We start from the raw sequence: 16,831 nt of genomic DNA, 5'->3' as shown, positions 1-16,831 counted from the left end.
GGGCCGCCTCGGTCATTGGCGCCCTAGGAAGGGCGGCTGATCAGTAGGCGCTGAGGCCCGTACCCTTATAAACCTTGTCGAACTCGGCCTTCACGGTATCGTTCTGATAGGAAGATACCAGGGTCTTCACCCAATCGGCATCCTTGTTTTCTTCCTTTACGGCAATGAAGTTGCGGTAGGGGTTGTCGGCGATCGGCTCCTGCGCGACGCGCTCTGCCGGCGAAAGGCCGCTCTTCAACGCCCAGTCGGTGTTGACGACACCGGCGTCGAGGTCATCGATCGAACGGCCGACAATGCCGGCATCCAGTTCCTTGATCTCGATATTCTTCGGATTTTCAGCGACGTCGGCGATCGTCGCAAGAATGCCCGTGCCGTCCTTCAGCTTGATCAGGCCTTCACTCTGCAGAACGCGCAGCGCACGACCTTCGTTGGACGGATCGTTCGGCACGCCGATCACGGCGCCTTCCGGCAGCTCGGCGACGGACTTGTGCTTCTTGCTGTAGAGGCCGATCGGCCACACGCCGGTATAGCCGACACGGACGATGTGGTAGCCGTTCTGCTTGATCTGATTGTCGAGATAGGGCTGGTGCTGGAAGGCGTTCGCGTCGATTTCGCCGCGCTCCAGGGCTTCGTTCGGCTGGGTATAATCGTTGAAGGTGATCGTCTCGATCTTAAGGCCCTTCTTGGCGGCTTCGGTGGTCACGACACGCCAGACATCCTCGTCCTCGCCGCTCATGATGCCGACCTTGATCGACTTGTCTTCCGCAAAGGAAGGAGCCGGCGCAGCAAAGGCGATGAGCGCAGCCGCAGAGGCGGCAACAGTGAGCGCCGCGCGGCGCGAAATCGAAATGGTGCCGATATTCTTGTTCTTGGTCATTTTTTATCCCGTCTGACTGAATGAGGCCGAGCCCCGAGCAGGCGGATAATTGCAAATGCGGTCATTACGAGCGAAGCAAGAACGTCCGATGTCTTGTTAATGCCAGAAAAACTCTTGCCTCCTTGTCGATGCCGGCAGGATAAAATTCTATCAAATTTATGGATTAATGTCAGCGCAAAAATGGCCGTCAAACGAAAACGGCGCCCAATGGGCGCCGCGAAAGTCAGTCTTGGGATAAGATTCATTCCGCCGCGATCAGCGCGGAACTTCTGGCCGGAAAGAAAGCGGAAAGCTCGCCGATGACCTCCCCGATACGCTTGGAAAGCTGTTCGGAGGAGACGCGATAGTCAGTGAAATCGCGATCTGAGGCGTAGACGGCCGTCGGCAAGGTATGGGCCATGAAGAAGCCGAAGAGCGGGCGAAGCTGATGTTCGACCATGAGCGCGTGGCGATCGCCGCCGCCCGTCGCCGTGATGACAATCGGCTTTGCGCGCAATTCATGCGGATCGATGAGATCGACCAGGTGCTTGAAAAGGCCCGGATAGCTGCCCTTATAGGTCGGCGCGCCGATGACGATAGCATCCGCAGAAACGATATCGGCGATGACTTCCTTGGCGCGATTGTCGAGGTCGTCGCGGCGCAACGCCTGACCAAGCGAGGGGCCAACATCCGTCAGGTCGTAAATCGTATTGCGGAAGCCATATTTTTCCGCGGCGAGGCCGGCGATATTCTCGACCAGCGCAAAGGTCTTCGAGGGACGATTGAAGCTGCCGGCAAGACCGACCAGTTTGGGTGCAGACATATCATTTCCTTCCACTATCGCGCCGTCGATGGCTCCATCATCAGGCAGATATTATCCATCAAAATAGTAGATTAAAGAAATGACGATCCGTCTTCGCTGAAGGCCGGGGAAAAAATGTTCGTTTCACCGCGACGCCGCGCCGTGCGCTTGCCGGGATACCAAAGAGGCACCGAAAGCATTTCGGTGCCTCTTTCCGAGTGCGAAACTTAAACCGCTCGATGTTTTGGGATGCGCGGCAGGAAGATGGTGAACAGGCCGAGGAGCGGCAGGTAGGAGCAGATACGATATACGAAGGCGATACCGTGCGAATCGGCAAAACCGCCGAGCAAGGCCGCACCGAGACCGCCCGCACCGAAGGCGAAGCCGAAGAAAACGCCGGCGATCAAGCCGACGCGACCTGGCACCAGTTCCTGCGCGAAGACGACGATGGCTGAAAAGGCGGAGGCGAAGATCAGGCCGATGACAACGCTGAGCACGCCCGTCCAGAACAGGTTCGCATAGGGCAGCAGCAGCGCGAAGGGGATCACGCCGAGGATCGAGAACCAGATGACGAAACGGGCACCAAAACGATCCCCGATCGGGCCGCCGAGGAAGGTACCGGTCGCAACGGACCCCAGGAACAGGAAGAGCATGAGCTGCGCCTGCTGCACATCGAGCTGGAAACGATCGATGACATAGAAGGTAAAGTAGCTCGAGACGCTTGCCATGTAGACATTCTTCGTCGCCGTCAGCAGCACGAGGATGAGCAGCGCCGTGACGACCTTGCTCTGAGGCAGCGGCAGCGTGCGACTCGGGGCCGCCTTGCTGGCGTTCTGACGACGGTGGCTCACGTACCAGCTGCCGACCCAGCTCAGGACCACAATGCCAACCATGGCGATGCCGGAAAGCCAGGACACGCTGTGCTGACCGTTCGGCAACACGATGAAGGCGGCCAGCAGCGGACCGATCGCCTGGCCTGCATTGCCGCCGACCTGAAAGAAGGACTGGGCAAAGCCGTGGCGGCCGCCGGAAGCAAGACGCGCGACGCGCGAGGATTCCGGATGGAAGACGGCCGAGCCGAAGCCAATCAGGCTGGCGGCGACCAGGAGCAACTCAAAGCTGCCGGCATTGCCGAGCAGGATCAGACCGCAGAATGTGCTCGCCATGCCGATCGGCAGCGAATAGGGCATCGGCCAACGGTCGGTGACGATGCCGACGAGCGGCTGAAGCAGCGAGGCCGTAACCTGGAAGGTCATCGTTAGAAGGCCGATCTGCACGAAATCGAGGTTGTAGTTCGCCTTGAAGAGCGGATAGAGCGAGGCAAGCAGCGACTGCATGATGTCGTTGAGCATGTGGCAGAAGCTGACTGCCACCAGAATGGACATTGCGGTCTTTTCAAAGCGGGGGGCGCTCTCGGCAACGGATGCCATGGATCTTCCTCCTGAGCGGCCGGAATCATATCGGGCCGTCGTCGGTTTTCGTGCGGGCTGTTTATGAGGCGATCGGGGCTTGGGAAGTGAATTGTCAGCGGCGGTCGCTGAAAAAGCATTTATCGTATGGAGGGCGACGATTACAGCCCAGTTTTGCGCGGATCGGTACGCAGTTTTAAGATTTTTGCTCCCGATTCTGCAATTCGGCCTCTGATGGAGCCAATTCTGCACTGGTGATCAAAAGAGCGATGCGGTTCATCACCGGCTCCCAATCGAAAGGGCCTCACAATCAAGACCGACGTTTGAATGTATGTTTGTCGGTGGGGAATGCGCGGGAACGCACATCGTCTGCATAGGCTGCAATCGCCACCGCTGCCCTTTTTCCAAGTTCATCGTAACGTTTGACGAAGCGCGGCGTGAAGTCGTTGAATAGTCCAAGCATGTCGTCCGAGACGAGGATCTGGCCGTCGCACGCAACCGAAGCTCCAATCCCGATGGTCGGAACAGGAATTGCCGTTGTCACCTCACGCGCAAATGTCTCCACCGTACCCTCGATGACGACGGCAAAGGCCCCGGAATTGCCGATCGCGTCGGCGTCACGCCGGATCTTCGCAACCTCCTCCTCGGAATGACCGACAGATCGGTAGCCGCCGGCGGTATGAACCTGCTGCGGCATGAGCCCGATATGGCCGAGCACCGGAATGCCGCGCGCAGCGAGGAAGGAAATTGTCTCGGCCATCTCCTGGCCGCCTTCGAGCTTGACCGCGTCACACCCGGTTTCCTGCAGAACGCGCACGGCATTGCGGTAGGCAAGCTCCTTCGACTCCTGGTAGCTGCCGAAGGGCATATCGACGACCACGCAGGCTCTCGCGACACCACGCATCACCGCCTTGCCATGCGCGATCATCATGTCGAGCGTCACCGCCACGGTGCTGTCCATGCCATAGAGAACCATGCCGAGCGAATCTCCAACAAGCAGGAGATCACAGTGTTCGTCCAAGAGCCGCGCCATCGGCGTCGTGTAGGCCGTCAGACACACGATCGGCGTGCCGCCCTTCATCGCCCGGATCCGTGATGGCGTCAGGCGCTTTGCGGAACCGACAGCGCTCATGATCTCTCTCCCGTTCCAGACGAACCTTTTTTCGCAATCACCCGGTTGTCCAGAAGCTTGGTCGTGCCAATCCGCACGAACAGTGCGACAACCACTGGATCGTCGATTTTCGCGACGTGCTTCAACGTCGAGGCATCCCTTACAGCGACGACCTCAGGCTTTGCCAACGATTCATGCCCGATGAAGTCGACGAGCTTTGCTTCAAGAAGCTGCGGGTCAGTCAGGCCTTGGTTGACAAGGCGCTCCGCCTCGTCCAGCGCGCGAGGGACGATGACTGCAGCGCGTCGCTGCTCTTCGCTGAGGTAGACATTGCGAGAAGAGAGAGCGAGACCATCGGCATCCCGCACCGTCGGCACGGAAACGATGCGCACGGGCAGCGCCAGATCGTCTGCCATCCGTTTGATGATGGCAACCTGCTGGTAATCCTTCTCGCCGAAATAGGCGTTGTCTGGCTGTACGATGTTAAAAAGCTTGCTGACGACAGTAGTCACGCCGGCAAAATGCCCTGGTCGAACGGCACCTTCCAGCTCGCAGCCAAGCTCGGGCACATCAACGACGGTTTTCATCGGGTGCGGATACATATCCTCGACGCCGGGCGCAAAGAGAATATCGACGCCGGCCTCGTCCAGCATCGCCTGGTCACGTTCCAGATCGCGCGGATACCGACTGAGGTCCTCCGTCGGCCCGAACTGGAGCGGATTGACGAAGATCGAGGCAACGACGATCCGGTTCTGAGCGCGGGCTTGCGCGACAAGTTCCATATGTCCTGCATGAAGATAGCCCATCGTAGGCACGAAACCGACGTCTCCGCCGTTTGCCTTTGCTGATGCCAGTGCTACGCGCATCGCCTTAATGCTCGATAGGACTTGCATTATGCCCTCCTGCCAGCCTTCCTCATGTGGGGGCGGATAGAAGATGCAAGCAGGGCGTCAGGTCAATGGATTCTTTTCGATAAGATCGATTAGATGACGAAGGTTCCATCAACGCGTGTTCAATGGTGCCGATCGCAACCGAGGCGGCGGATTTCGGCGCGGACATTCTGCGGGCTCAGAACGCCGCCTTCCCTGCCATCGACATTCGGTCGCCGCATATGGGTTCGAACCCGCAACATGTCTGCATATCTAGAGTTCGTACCATATCTTCGGATCATCGCCTGACTGGATCATCAGCCAGCGAAGATCCGTATCCTTCCAGCCCTTGATCGCATTCGTGCGGTTGTCGAGCACCAGATCGCCGCGATCGGTCTTGACGACCAGAACCGCGTGACCTTTACCGGCAGGCGTCTTGGTCACGGCGATCCGCAGTGCTTTCGACGACCAGCCCATGGCGATGAGGTGGTCGCGTTTCGTCAACGCGAAATCCTCACAATCGCCTGCCTTGACGTTCACCTGCCAGACATCGCCCTGCCGTTCGTCCGTCGGACGGATCGAGCGGTTGACCGACGCGTTGATATCGCCAAGTTGCTTCTCCGCAAGGGGGCTCAAGGGAACTTCGGAAACATCGCCGCGAACCGTACATTCATCCGGATTTCGAGCGCAAAACATCACATGCGCGAAAGGTGCTGCAGTTCGGCGCTTTTCAGAAATATAGCTGAACACGGGCGCCGTCTTCAGCCCACGGGCTGCACCGGCAGGACCGTCCGCGCGGGCAGCCTGAACCGTAAACAGGGATACAAGCGTCGCTACGACAACCACTTCACGCTTCCACATCGTCTACCTCTCCGTGTGGTAATTCATCGAACAATGGTGAGGCACGACCAGCGGTGATGAAGCCCTTTTAGGCATGTCATTCGACGGCTGGGCTCTCGGTCGCAGTCCATATTTCCAGGATGTTTCCGGAGAGGTTCATTTCTCAGAATACAATAATTTAGGGGTTTTTCAGGCATTTCCGGTCCCTCAGTCGGAGCAGAGCTGGCGGCATGCGTATCACGACCAGACGCATCGACGCCAACGTCTTAACAATTTAAACTAGCGTAACGATACTCCTTTTCAATCGATGCGATAGGTATTAATTTAAAAAAATCATGCGCTCGGCGACAGGAGAGATCGCGCTATAGGCGAGCGATGACGAAACGAGATCTTATCTCCCGTCGCGGGCTGCATGCTGTTGCAAAAATGGGATCGCGCTTTTAGGGATTCTGACAATCAGGCGCGACTTCACGGCCTGGAGGAATTTCCTTCCAGGTCTTCAACCGATATGTCCGGGCTCGCCCTGAACATCGGATATCAGTAGCCGACCGGGACACCGGCCAGCGACGTGCGCGACCGTTCTAGGGGATGCGGATTCCGGTATACATCATTCGATGCAGGCTTTCGCAGTCGCGCTATCCCCTTGGGGGCACAAAAGAGATACTACCCTTCTCTGCGTTCTGACTTCGCATCTTTCGAAACCAGCCGCTTCGGGACTGCTATCTTTCCCCAATTGGGAACAACAAAAGCATCATTGCGACCAGACCTAGCCCCGCGCCTAGCATCTGTGACGGAGCAAGCCGCTCGTCAAAAACAAAATATGCAATCACGTTGATGAGCAACAGCTGAGCAACGGCGGAAACCGATATTGCAAGCCCCATTCCGCCCTCTCTCATGAGCCGCACCATGATGAGATTACCCACGCAATAAAGGGCGAGCGACAGGATCAACACAAGAATGCTGTTGGTCGCGATATAGGTGCGCGAAGCGGTCGCCGCGCCCAGAAATGTTGCCATCGCGCCAGCGAGCCAAAGCAGAAATTCTATTCTCATCGGTGACCTTCGTTCGTCTTCCGCAAGCTGCATACAGCTGTCGGCCAAGGATCGCCAGCATTGGATTCCACTTTACGGACTGGCTGCCCGCCCCCCGTCGGACGGTTCCCGAGCATCGCGCCAAGAGCGCAACCGTCATTCGCGATGCGCAGCGGCAGCCACTCGCCGACAATGTCTTTCGATATTCGGCGGCTGATTGCAGGACTCCAGGGGCGCCTGCGGTAGAATTTGTCAAAGAGCGCCTCGTTTTGAGTGCCTTATACTTCGCATGAGCAACGACCTTCGGTCATCATCGCGACAGTTGGCGATCCACGGCGGTCCATTCCTCCCGGCCCGCTACGTCAGCTGTTCCCCTCTGGAGGTTTTTTGACCTTCACACCTAAAGGCCCGGCCCTACGCTCGCGGCCTCTTTTTTGTTCATCAGACGACAGCCCCCGTTAAGGTTTGATCAAGCCTGTCAGCTTCTGGTCGGCCCTCGAACGTGGCCCGGCGGCGTATCATGAAGTCGTCTCCAGGCCCGTCGAAACTGGCGAGCTGACGAAAAGCCGATGCGTTCAGCGACGTTTTCCATATCGAGCCTCGAGCCGGTGATGAGTTCTCTTGCGAGTGCAATTCGCATGCGGTTGACATAGTCGGTCACACTCATGCCGGTGTGCTCGTTGAAAAGCCGTGACAGATTGCGCGGGCTCGTCGCGGCGATCTTGGCGAGCGTCTCAACGGACCAGTTTTGCGAGGGGTCGGCGCCGACGGCATCCTGGGCTCTGTGGATTGCCGGATGGAGATGATTTCGCCCTTCCAGCCACGGCGACAACTGAGGATCACCGCCAGCCCGGCGGAGATAGATGACCAGAGTGCGTGCCACGGCAAGCGACACAGCATGACCGACCTCTTTTGCGACCACCGCAAGCATGAGATCGATCCCCGCGGTGACGCCCGCACTGGTCAGCCGCTCACCATCCTCGACATAGAGCCGGTTCTCGCGGACGCGGGCGGTCGGAGCAAGTCGGACGAGTTCCTGGAGCATGGAATGGTGGGTCGTGCATTCATAGCCCTCGAGCAGTCCCGCCCGCGCCGCAAGCAAGGCACCCGAACAGATCGTCGCGAGGCGGATGTCAGGCCGAACGGTCCCCCTTAGCCATTCAACGATCTCTGCCTCAAGGGCCGCATCTCCCGGTCCGCTTTCGACCGATCCGGCAAGCGGTTCATCCACCGCACCGGAAACAATAAGAAGCGCGTCGTCGGGCAAACGTACCGGAAGCGGAGAAATCTTGGCGAGGTCGAGGCCGGTCGAACTTCGCACCTCAGCGGCAGGTCCGATGTAGCTCGGCACGAACTCTGTCGATCCCTGCTCGAGGTTGGCTCTGCGCAAGACTTCCATGGGACCTGCGATATCGAGCAGGAGCGCCCGCGGCGGCACGACCACGAAAACCGGGATGATGCGCCGGGGGCCATCCACCATTACGCGGCCGCTGGTGCTGAAAGTCCGTTGAGCACCTGCTCTACAGTAACGATACGGGCAAAACGATCGGCAAGGACCAACTCCGTGCGCGCCCTGATCTCGGCGGCACTCCATTCGCGACCCGACCTATCGGTCATCGGAAAGGTCAATGTCGCCTCGCCGACATAGTCGACCTCATAACCGAGATCGGAGGCGTGCCTTGCCGTCGTCTCACAGCACTGCTCGGTGCGGATGCCGGAGATAATGACGCGCCGGATATGGTTTTCAGTCAGCCAGACGTCCAGGCCACTGCCGACGAGCGCGCTGTGGCGGCGCTTGCGAAACACCGCATCAGCCTCAATCCGAAGCGGCGCCAGCGGGCGGACGAAGCCCGAACCTTCAGAGAAAACGCCTGCCTCCTCGACGTGAAATATCTGGACGACCGGAAGAGCGGCCCTTTTCGCGCCATCGATCAGCGTTTGCTGGGACGCGATATAAACCCCAACCTCATCTTCACGAAAATAGGGTCGATGACGGAAGGATTCCTGGGCGTCGATGACTAGGAGTACGGTATCTGCGGACATTTGGTTATCTCCAAGGATGGGCATGAAGACATTCTATCGAGAGGAACATACTGCGAAATGCCGATTGCGGACAGATAGGGGACAGATCACGCCAACATGATGCATGCCCTGATCGCTCGATCCATCGCTGTCATGATGGCGAGGAACAGCACCATGATCATCAGCACGACGAGCAGCTGGGTGACGATGCGGCCGGCGCCGATCAGGCCGCCGAGTGCTTCGGCGACATCGGTGCCGTCGACAATCCCGGGCGCCAGCATGCCCGATGACCAAGCACGCCCTGGAAGGCGAAGGGAACGAGGAAGAAGAACAGGCAGCAGCGCAAACCCTGAGGCCAGGTAGATTCACAAAAGCCAGGCCCACGGTTAAGAGCTTAAAACAACGAACATAACCTTAGAGCATCATAGATGGCCGCATGGATGTTGCGGCTGGAAACCGCATCGCCGATCCGCACGAGGTCAAAATGCCCCTCGCTGTTGCGTTGCGGCAGCGGTGGCCGACGATTGATCAGGGCGGAATAATCCACGGCACCAACATTTCGCGAAATCGGCTTCAGTTCGAGATAGAGCCCGTCATTGGCAAGCGTGCCATGTTCGACAACGACCTGGGAGACACGCCGCTCCCACTGTGCGCCGTCTGCGAAATCCGATCCGAGCATGGCGACAAGGGCATTGCCGTCGCGGCGAACGGATTTGAGCCGCGTGTTGATGGTAACTCTCACGTTGCGTTCGGCGAAGGCACGGGCATAAGGCACATGATTCATGCCGCCCATATCAGGCGCGAAGAAGCGTTCGGGGGAGACCAGCTCGAGTTCGGCACCGCTTCTCGCAATCACCTCAGCCGCCGACATTCCCGGATGTCCGCCATTGTCATCGAAGAGCAGTACCGTGTCGGCGATCCTGGCGCCGCCGGCGAGTATTTCCCAGGAAGAAGTCACCAGCTCGTCGCCGGCATCCAGTTCGGGTTGCTGCGCAATGCCACCGGTCGCGATGACAATGAGATCGGGTCCAAGAGCAAGGATATCACCTGCCTCGGCGTAGACGTTATAGTGCATGCGAACACCCAGCCGCTCGAGTTCCGCCAGCCGCCAGTCGATGATGCCTATCATCTCCTTGCGCCGGGGATTTCGGATGAGCAAGTTGACCTGTCCGCCGGCCTTTCCCGTCGCTTCCAGAACATCCACCTGATGACCACGCTCCGCAAGCACGCGAGCGGCCTCGAGGCCGGCCGGCCCCGCACCGACCACGACGGCCTTGCGGCGGATCTCCGCCTTGGGGATCTCGTGCGGGATTTCCCCTTCACGACCGGTCGCGGCATTGTGGATACAGAGTGCCTCCCCGCCTTCATAGATCCGGTCGAGACAGTAGGTAGCGCCGACGCAGGGCCGGATGCGTGCCTCCTCGCCGCTCTCGATCCTTCGCACTATATGCGGGTCGGCGATATGGGCGCGCGTCATGCCGACCATGTCGAGCTTCCCCTCGGCGATCGCATGACGGGCGGTTGCTACGTCACCGATGCGCGCGGCGTGGAAGACCGGAAATTTGGTTATCGCCCTCACCTCGCCGGCAAAATCGAGATGCGGGGCAGACGCCATACCCTGGATCGGGATGACCTCGTTGAGCGCGACATCGCTGTCGATATGACCGCGAATGATGTTGAGGAAATCGATGTCGCCGGATCGGGCAAATCGCGATGCGATCTCCAGGCCTTCCTCCCGCGATAGTCCCTTCTCCCAGTCCTCGTCCGCGACGAGACGCATGCCGACGATGAAATCCGGCCCGACCGCCTCGCGCACCGCCTGCGTGACCATGACAGAAAAACGCATGCGGTTGTCGAGCGATCCGCCGAATTCATCTTCACGCCGGTTGGTTGCCGGCGACCAGAAACCATCGAGCAGATGGCCGTAAGCTTCGATCTCGATACCATCGAGGCCGGCTTCCTGCATGCGCTGCGCGGCGCTTGCATAATCGACCACGATACGCTCGATGTCCCAGTCTTCCACCTCTTTCGGGAAGGCGCGGTGCGCCGGCTCGCGGATCGGCGAGGCCGCCAGCACGGGCAGCCAGTCGCCCTTGTTCCAACTTGTACGGCGGCCGAGATGCGTGAGTTGGATCATGACTGCCGCACCGAACTCGTGACAGTCGTCGGCAAGTCCCTTCAACCAGGGCACGATCTCGTCGCGATAGGCGTGGAGATTGCCGAAGGACGGCGGGGAGTCAGGCGAGACGACCGCCGATCCCGCCGTCATGGTCAGTGCAATGCCGCCTCTTGCCTTTTCCCTGTGATAGAGCCGATAGCGATCCGTCGGCATGCCGTTTTCCGAATAAGCCGGCTCGTGAGCGGTCGACATGACGCGRTTTTTCAGCGTCAGGTGCTTGAGTTGAAACGGCTGCAGCAGGGGGTCTTTGGAGGACATGTCCGCACTCGTTGCTTGGGTGGGAGTGGCAATCGAACCGCTATTCTGACCCATGCCGCCTGAAATGACGATCCGATCGGCGTCGCTTTCTAGCCGGCCTGCGCCCGCCGGCCGCGGCTGAGGTCGACGGCGGTATGCCAGAGAACGGCTGCGAAGATGATGGCGCCGCCGAAGAAGGTGGCGACAGGCGGTTGCTCGGAGAACAAAAGCCAGACCCAGAACGGGGTCAGCACGATCTCCATCGTCCCGATCAGCGCAGCTTCGGCCGGCGGCATTCGCCTGGCCCCGGCCAGGAAGAGCACAAGCGCCAGCGAAAAATTGGTCGCACCGAAAGCGGCAAGCACGATCCAGTTGTGAAGATCAAGCGAGCCGACTGAGCCGAAGGGCGCGAAGATGACAAGGGTCAGGAAGGCGCTGACAACAGTCGGCGGCAGGCTCGGCACGTCGGGATTGATACGCGGGATGATGATGACGAGCGCGAAGGAGACCGTCATGCCAAGCGCCAACAGGTCGCCGACCCCGGTGCCACCGCCGATCGACGAGGCGACGATAACCACAACACCCAGAAGAGAAATGCCCCCGGCAATCAGCGTGCGCCTTCCGACACCTTCTTTCAGGATGATCCATCCAAACAGGGCGGCGATAAAGGGTGCGGTCGAATAGATCATCGTCACGTTCGCAACGCTGGTCATATAGAGCGCGCCGATGAAGCAGCCCTGGCTGACTGTCTGGCAGACAATCATCGCCAGGCCGGACGGATGCAGGACCGAACGCCATTGCTTTCGTGATATCCCGCCTTCGAGGAACAGGCAGGGGATCAGCAGGAACAACCCGCCGAACAGCGAACGCCAGGCGATCGCCGTCCAGACGTCTGTCGTCAGAAGCCGCGAGTAGACCCCGCTGGCACTCCAGGCAAGCGTCGCCCCGATGACGAGAAGGATGCCCTTCTCGCGCTCGCCGGCACCGAGGTGCCTGGCCGGATGGTCAATGGTCACGCAAGTTAGTCTCGAAGGAGGAAAAGTCGAACGCACCTCCTTTCTGCACCCGTAATTGACATCAGACAAACGAATAGTAGAGATGGATGTCATCGATTTTTTCTATGGCTGTCCATGCGCGAGCCCATCGAGAGTGATCTTCTCCGGACCTTCCTCGTCGTCGTCGAGACCACCAATTTCTCTGCGGCCGCACAGCGCGTCGGCAGAACACAATCTGCGATCAGCGCGGCGATCAAGAAGCTGGAAGACACGATCGGCGAAGCACTGTTCGAACGCGGCGCCCGAGGGGTGGTGCTGACACGTCAGGGCGTCCAGCTCGTCCCCTATGCCCGCCGCGTCATCGATCTCCTGAGCGAGGCCGCGGCGACAATCCGCAGCAAACCGCTTGGCGGACCGGTTCGCATCGGCATTCCCGAGGAATATAGCCAGACCGTACTGCCCGCAGCACTTGCGGCCTTCGCCGTGCGTCATCCGGCTGTCGAGGTCACGATCTCCTGCGACTATACTGTCCGCAACATCGCCGCCCTGGAACGCGACGAGCTCGATCTCGCCGTCGTCTTCGACTGGAGCGATCAGATGAGTGGCGAGGTGCTCTGCATCGATCCGACTGTCTGGGTGACCTCGATCGTCCACCGGCTTCACGACATCGACCCGCTGCCGATCGCAACCTACAGAGACTCGAGCTGGTGTCGCGATTTTGCTTTGAAGTCGCTGCACCAGCTCGGTCGCAACTACCGGGTCGCCTTCATTGCCGATACCAGCTCCGGACTGAAGAACGCCGTGACTGCCGGTCTTGCCGTCACCACGCTGTCGCGCAGCAACATCCCGCCCGGCTGCCGGGAGCTGACGACCGAGGACGGCTTCCCGCCGGTCGATTCCTCAAGGGTCGTGCTTCGTCGCAATACCTTCCGGTCCAGCGAAGCGGTTCGCGAGCTGGCCGAGATGGTACGCGATGCCTTCCAGCCTATGGCCGGACCTCCGATGGCCTGACCGGACGCCGCAGCCGTCGCCGCGTTTCCGAGGGGCTTTCGGAATAGCTTGCCCGATAGCTTCGCGCGAAGGCAGAGGCCGAATTGAAGCCGGTTGCGGCGGCAATGTCGGCGAAGGACGCCGTCGTCTCTATCACCTTGCGCCGCGCCGCGTTCAATCTCAGGGCAAGATAGTGGATATGAGGGGGCGCACCGATCGAGGCCTGGAAGAGATCCTGCAGGTGTCGGGCGCTGATCCCGACCCTGCGGGCAAGGCGCGCCAGCACGATCGGCTGCTCGATATTGTCCTCCATAAGCCGCACGGCGTGGGCCACCCGCGGATCATCCACGCGCAAGCCTGCCGACAGCGCCTCGTTGGCATGAAAGGATGGCTGCTCGTAGCGGAACAGCCGGCTGACCTCGAGTGCCAGCGAATAGCTCTGGCGCCGCCGGATGATCTCCAGCATCAGGTCCACGGTCGGCAGCGAGCCTGATGTCGTCAGCCGCTTGCCGTCGATGACGAACCGGTCCTTGACGGCCGATACCTGCGGATAGGCGAGCGCGAAATCCTCGTAATCCTCCCAATGCACCGTCGCCGACAAACCGTCGAGCAGGCAGGCTTCCGCGAGCAGCCAGGTGCCGGATTCGATGCCGGCCATTATGGTCCGGTGGCGTGCCGCCTGCGATAGCTGCATTTTTAGGCCCGCTGTCGCGCTTTGCCGCCAGTTGTAGCTCGCCAGCACGAAGAGCGGTGTATCCGATGCCGTGGTCTGGAACGTTCCCTGCGTCGGTATGGCAATGTGGCTGGTTGTCGGCACAGCTTCTCCATCTGGCGTGAAGATGCGCCAGCGGTAGAGCTCGCTGCCGGAAATGCGGTTTGCCCCGCGCAGCGGTTCGATGACGGAGGCAATGAGGATGAGATTGGTGTCCGGCAGGACGAGAAGATCGATGTCGAGCCGTTCGGTCGATCGCTCCAGCAAACTCCCCTCCTTGGTGTTCCGATAATGTATCGATCGATTCCGAAAATGCAAAGCATCCTCTCCCATCCTGGCGCGTAATGCCCTCAAGACGAGGGAGAACAACAAACATGCCTCTTGCGATGAACCGCGATGTTTTCATCACCTGCGCCGTCACCGGTGCCGGCGATACGGTTTCGAAATCCAGCCACGTTCCCATTACTCCCAAGCAGATCGCGGATTCCGCGATCGACGCCGCCAAGGCTGGGGCGGCAGTCGTTCACTGTCATGTCCGCGATCCGGATACCGGTGCCGCAAGCCGTCGCAACGACCTCTACAGGGAGGTCACCGACCGCATCCGTTCGGCCGACGTCGACGTGGTGCTGAACCTGACGGCCGGCATGGGCGGAGACCTGATTTTCGGCGATGTCGAAAGTCCCCTTCCCCTGAAAACTGCGGGAACGGATATGGCGGGGGCAACCGAGCGCGTCAGCCATGTCGCCGAATGCCTGCCAGAAATCTGCACGCTCGACTGCGGAACGATGAACTTCAATCTCGGCGACTATGTCATGACCAACACGCCCGCCATGCTGCGGGCAATGGCGAAGAAAATGACCGATCTCGGCGTGCGCCCCGAGATCGAGGCCTTCGACACTGGCCATCTCTGGTTTGCAAAGCAGCTCGCCGAAGAAGGCCTGATCGAAGATCCGGTGCTCATCCAGCTCTGCATGGGCATTCCCTGGGGTGCCCCTGACGATCTCAACACCTTCATGGCCATGGTCAACAACGTGCCCGATAGCTGGACCTTCTCGGCCTTTTCGATCGGTCGCAACGCCATGGCCTATCCGGCTGCCGCGGTTCTGGCGGGCGGCAATGTCCGCGTTGGACTGGAGGACAATCTCTATATCGGCAAGGGCGCGCTCGCCACCAATGCGCAGCTCGTCGAAAAGGCCGTGCAGGTGGTTGAAGGCATGGGTGCCAGGATCATCGGTCCTGAGGACGTCCGCAAGAAACTGAAGCTGACGAAGCGCTGAGGACGACATGACAGGGATTACCAAAGCGGCCTGTATCGGCGGCGGCGTCATCGGCGGCGGATGGATTGCACGTTTTCTGCTTGCCGGCATTGATGTCAGCGTCTTCGATCCTCATCCGGAAGCAAGCCGCATCGTCGGCGAGGTCATTGCCAATGCGGAAAAAGCCTATGCCATGCTGACCGGGGCACCGCTGCCGCCGCGCGGCCGGCTTACCTTCGAAAAGTCGCTGCAAGAGGCCGTCTCCGGTGCGGATTGGATCCAGGAAAGCGTACCGGAACGGCTCGACCTCAAGCGCCGCGTATTGACGGAAATCGWTGCTGCGGCACGACCGGACGCGCTGATCGGCTCGTCCACATCAGGCCTGCTGCCGAGCGACCTGCAGCGCGACATGAAACATCCCGAGCGCCTCTTCGTCGCCCATCCCTACAACCCCGTCTACCTGCTGCCACTAGTCGAAATCGTCGGCGGCGAGAAGACCTCGAAAGCGACCATCGAGGCAGCGATGGAGCGGCTCGCTCCAATCGGCATGAAGAGCGTTCATATAGCCAAGGAGATCGAGGCCTTCGTCGGCGACCGGCTGCTCGAAGCGCTCTGGCGCGAGGCGCTCTGGCTTATCCATGACGATATCTGCACCGTCGAGACGCTCGACGACGTCATCCGCTATTCTTTCGGACTGCGCTGGGCGCAGATGGGTCTGTTCCAGACCTATCGCATTGCCGGCGGCGAGGCCGGAATGCGCCATTTCCTCGCGCAGTTCGGACCCTGCCTAGCCTGGCCCTGGACGAAACTGACCGACGTCGTCGACCTCGACGACGCGTTGATCGAAAAGATCGGAAAACAGTCGGACGAACAGGCCGCCGGCCTTTCGATCCGTGCACTGGAGCGCATCCGCGACGAAAATCTCGTCGGCATCCTGCAGGCGCTGAAGGCCGGAAACGATGGCAAGGGCTGGGGCGCCGGCCAATTGCTGAAGGATTTCGAACGGTCCCTGTGGGCAGCAGGCGGCGGGAAAACCACTACTGCTAATCCTTCTGGCCCCCTCAAGCTCGTCGAGACCAAGGTGAGCCCCGCCTGGGTCGACTATAACGGCCATATGACGGAGCATCGCTACCTGCAGGTTTTCGGCGATACGTCCGACGCGCTTCTCCGGCTGATCGGGGTCGATCTTGCCTATGTCGAGGCCGGGCAGAGCTACTATACGGTCGAAACCCATATCCGCCATCTTGGCGAGGCCAAGCTCGGGCACGCGATCCATTCGACCTGCCAGATCCTCGCAATTGACGAGAAGCGGCTGCACCTCTTCCACACGATCCACGACACGGAGAGCGGTGCGGTGCTCGCCACTGCCGAGCAGATGTTGCTGCATGTCGATACCGAAGCCGGCAAGGCGACACCGGCGCCAATCGCAGTCCTCGACAAGGCAAATCTGATCGCCGCTGCCCATGCAAAGCTGCCTCCCCCCGATGGGGTTGGCCGCCATATCGGCCAGAAACGATAGGGA

General features: G+C 60.0%; 15 protein-coding genes and 1 pseudogene. 3 read left to right on the top strand and 13 right to left on the bottom strand.

Annotation, left to right across the window (positions count from 1 at the left end):
- Nucleotides 1–40: 40 nt before the first annotated feature.
- From AC1DF8_RS13115 to AC1DF8_RS13060, 12 genes and pseudogenes are all read right to left on the bottom strand, one after another.
- A complete protein-coding gene (locus AC1DF8_RS13115; protein ID WP_112542497.1) occupies nucleotides 41–877 on the bottom strand; it encodes a MetQ/NlpA family lipoprotein in 837 nt (278 codons plus the stop codon).
- Nucleotides 878–1,118: 241 nt separating this feature from the next.
- On the bottom strand, nucleotides 1,119–1,679 hold the full coding sequence (gene msuE / locus AC1DF8_RS13110; RefSeq protein ID WP_112542498.1) for an FMN reductase: 561 nt from the start codon (nucleotides 1,677–1,679) through the stop codon (nucleotides 1,119–1,121).
- A 206-nt stretch (nucleotides 1,680–1,885) separates the two neighbouring features.
- Complete coding sequence (locus AC1DF8_RS13105) at nucleotides 1,886–3,088, bottom strand: MFS transporter (protein ID WP_112542499.1); 1,203 nt, start codon at nucleotides 3,086–3,088, stop codon at nucleotides 1,886–1,888.
- Between the two features lie 289 nt (nucleotides 3,089–3,377).
- Nucleotides 3,378–4,199, bottom strand: a complete 822-nt coding sequence (panB, locus tag AC1DF8_RS13100) for a 3-methyl-2-oxobutanoate hydroxymethyltransferase (protein WP_478153838.1) — start codon at nucleotides 4,197–4,199, stop codon at nucleotides 3,378–3,380.
- Entirely contained in the window at nucleotides 4,196–5,071 is an 876-nt protein-coding gene (gene panC, locus AC1DF8_RS13095) for a pantoate--beta-alanine ligase (protein ID WP_478153837.1), read from the bottom strand. Before panC ends, panB begins: the two co-directional genes overlap by 4 nt.
- A 249-nt stretch (nucleotides 5,072–5,320) precedes the next feature.
- Nucleotides 5,321–5,908 carry a transglutaminase-like cysteine peptidase gene (locus tag AC1DF8_RS13090; RefSeq protein ID WP_112542502.1) on the bottom strand — a complete coding sequence of 196 codons (588 nt, stop codon included), beginning with the start codon at nucleotides 5,906–5,908 and terminating at the stop codon, nucleotides 5,321–5,323.
- 698 nt (nucleotides 5,909–6,606) lie between these two features.
- The gene (locus tag AC1DF8_RS13085) at nucleotides 6,607–6,939 is read right to left on the bottom strand and encodes a hypothetical protein (protein ID WP_112972402.1); all 333 of its coding nucleotides are present in this window, start codon (nucleotides 6,937–6,939) and stop codon (nucleotides 6,607–6,609) included.
- 457 nt (nucleotides 6,940–7,396) lie between these two features.
- On the bottom strand, nucleotides 7,397–8,398 hold the full coding sequence (locus AC1DF8_RS13080) for a GlxA family transcriptional regulator (protein WP_478153836.1): 1,002 nt from the start codon (nucleotides 8,396–8,398) through the stop codon (nucleotides 7,397–7,399).
- Entirely contained in the window at nucleotides 8,398–8,961 is a 564-nt protein-coding gene (locus tag AC1DF8_RS13075; RefSeq protein WP_478153835.1) for an isochorismatase family protein, read from the bottom strand. The genes AC1DF8_RS13080 and AC1DF8_RS13075 overlap by 1 nt, the downstream gene beginning before the upstream one ends.
- 122 nt (nucleotides 8,962–9,083) lie before the next feature.
- Nucleotides 9,084–9,289, bottom strand: a pseudogene (locus tag AC1DF8_RS13070) (amino acid permease); the annotation flags it as partial.
- A gap of 45 nt (nucleotides 9,290–9,334) precedes the next feature.
- On the bottom strand, nucleotides 9,335–11,377 hold the full coding sequence (locus tag AC1DF8_RS13065) for an oxidoreductase (protein ID WP_478153834.1): 2,043 nt from the start codon (nucleotides 11,375–11,377) through the stop codon (nucleotides 9,335–9,337).
- A gap of 89 nt (nucleotides 11,378–11,466) precedes the next feature.
- Entirely contained in the window at nucleotides 11,467–12,372 is a 906-nt protein-coding gene (locus tag AC1DF8_RS13060) for a DMT family transporter (protein WP_478153833.1), read from the bottom strand.
- Between the two features lie 114 nt (nucleotides 12,373–12,486).
- Here AC1DF8_RS13060 and AC1DF8_RS13055 point away from each other — a divergent pair, with 114 nt between their 5' ends.
- Complete coding sequence (locus AC1DF8_RS13055; protein WP_007822164.1) at nucleotides 12,487–13,362, top strand: LysR family transcriptional regulator; 876 nt, start codon at nucleotides 12,487–12,489, stop codon at nucleotides 13,360–13,362.
- Here the strand turns inward: AC1DF8_RS13055 and AC1DF8_RS13050 are convergent.
- Nucleotides 13,337–14,386: a GlxA family transcriptional regulator gene (locus AC1DF8_RS13050; RefSeq protein WP_478153912.1), complete on the bottom strand. Its 1,050-nt coding sequence runs from the start codon at nucleotides 14,384–14,386 to the stop codon at nucleotides 13,337–13,339. The two genes, AC1DF8_RS13055 and AC1DF8_RS13050, sit on opposite strands and share 26 nt — an antisense overlap.
- A gap of 41 nt (nucleotides 14,387–14,427) precedes the next feature.
- On the opposite strand from AC1DF8_RS13050, the gene bcoG reads away from it, so the two are divergent.
- Together bcoG and AC1DF8_RS13040 are read left to right on the top strand one after the other, a co-directional pair.
- Nucleotides 14,428–15,330 (top strand): 3-dehydrocarnitine:acetyl-CoA trimethylamine transferase BcoG, encoded by a 903-nt coding sequence (bcoG, locus tag AC1DF8_RS13045; protein ID WP_112972408.1) that lies wholly within the window; start codon nucleotides 14,428–14,430, stop codon nucleotides 15,328–15,330.
- Between the two features lie 7 nt (nucleotides 15,331–15,337).
- The gene (locus tag AC1DF8_RS13040) at nucleotides 15,338–16,828 is read left to right on the top strand and encodes a carnitine 3-dehydrogenase (protein WP_478153832.1); all 1,491 of its coding nucleotides are present in this window, start codon (nucleotides 15,338–15,340) and stop codon (nucleotides 16,826–16,828) included.
- Nucleotides 16,829–16,831: the final 3 nt, after the last annotated feature.

Source organism: Rhizobium sp. 05N49, assembly GCF_056396805.1.
The sequence above is the reverse complement of the archived record's forward strand: the minus strand, read 5'-3'. Positions and strand labels throughout refer to the sequence as shown.

Excerpts from the sequence above, each read along its gene's own strand:
- bcoG (WP_112972408.1), top strand. The coding sequence starts at position 14,428 with ATGCCTCTTGCGATGAACCGCGATGTTTTCATCACCTGCGCCGTCACC.
- panC (WP_478153837.1), bottom strand. The coding sequence starts at position 5,071 with ATGCAAGTCCTATCGAGCATTAAGGCGATGCGCGTAGCACTGGCATCA.
- msuE (WP_112542498.1), bottom strand. The coding sequence starts at position 1,679 with ATGTCTGCACCCAAACTGGTCGGTCTTGCCGGCAGCTTCAATCGTCCC.
- AC1DF8_RS13050 (WP_478153912.1), bottom strand. The coding sequence starts at position 14,386 with ATGGGAGAGGATGCTTTGCATTTTCGGAATCGATCGATACATTATCGG.
- panB (WP_478153838.1), bottom strand. The coding sequence starts at position 4,199 with ATGAGCGCTGTCGGTTCCGCAAAGCGCCTGACGCCATCACGGATCCGG.
- AC1DF8_RS13115 (WP_112542497.1), bottom strand. The coding sequence starts at position 877 with ATGACCAAGAACAAGAATATCGGCACCATTTCGATTTCGCGCCGCGCG.
- AC1DF8_RS13075 (WP_478153835.1), bottom strand. The coding sequence starts at position 8,961 with ATGTCCGCAGATACCGTACTCCTAGTCATCGACGCCCAGGAATCCTTC.
- AC1DF8_RS13090 (WP_112542502.1), bottom strand. The coding sequence starts at position 5,908 with ATGTGGAAGCGTGAAGTGGTTGTCGTAGCGACGCTTGTATCCCTGTTT.
- AC1DF8_RS13085 (WP_112972402.1), bottom strand. The coding sequence starts at position 6,939 with ATGAGAATAGAATTTCTGCTTTGGCTCGCTGGCGCGATGGCAACATTT.
- AC1DF8_RS13105 (WP_112542499.1), bottom strand. The coding sequence starts at position 3,088 with ATGGCATCCGTTGCCGAGAGCGCCCCCCGCTTTGAAAAGACCGCAATG.
- AC1DF8_RS13055 (WP_007822164.1), top strand. The coding sequence starts at position 12,487 with ATGCGCGAGCCCATCGAGAGTGATCTTCTCCGGACCTTCCTCGTCGTC.
- AC1DF8_RS13080 (WP_478153836.1), bottom strand. The coding sequence starts at position 8,398 with ATGGTGGATGGCCCCCGGCGCATCATCCCGGTTTTCGTGGTCGTGCCG.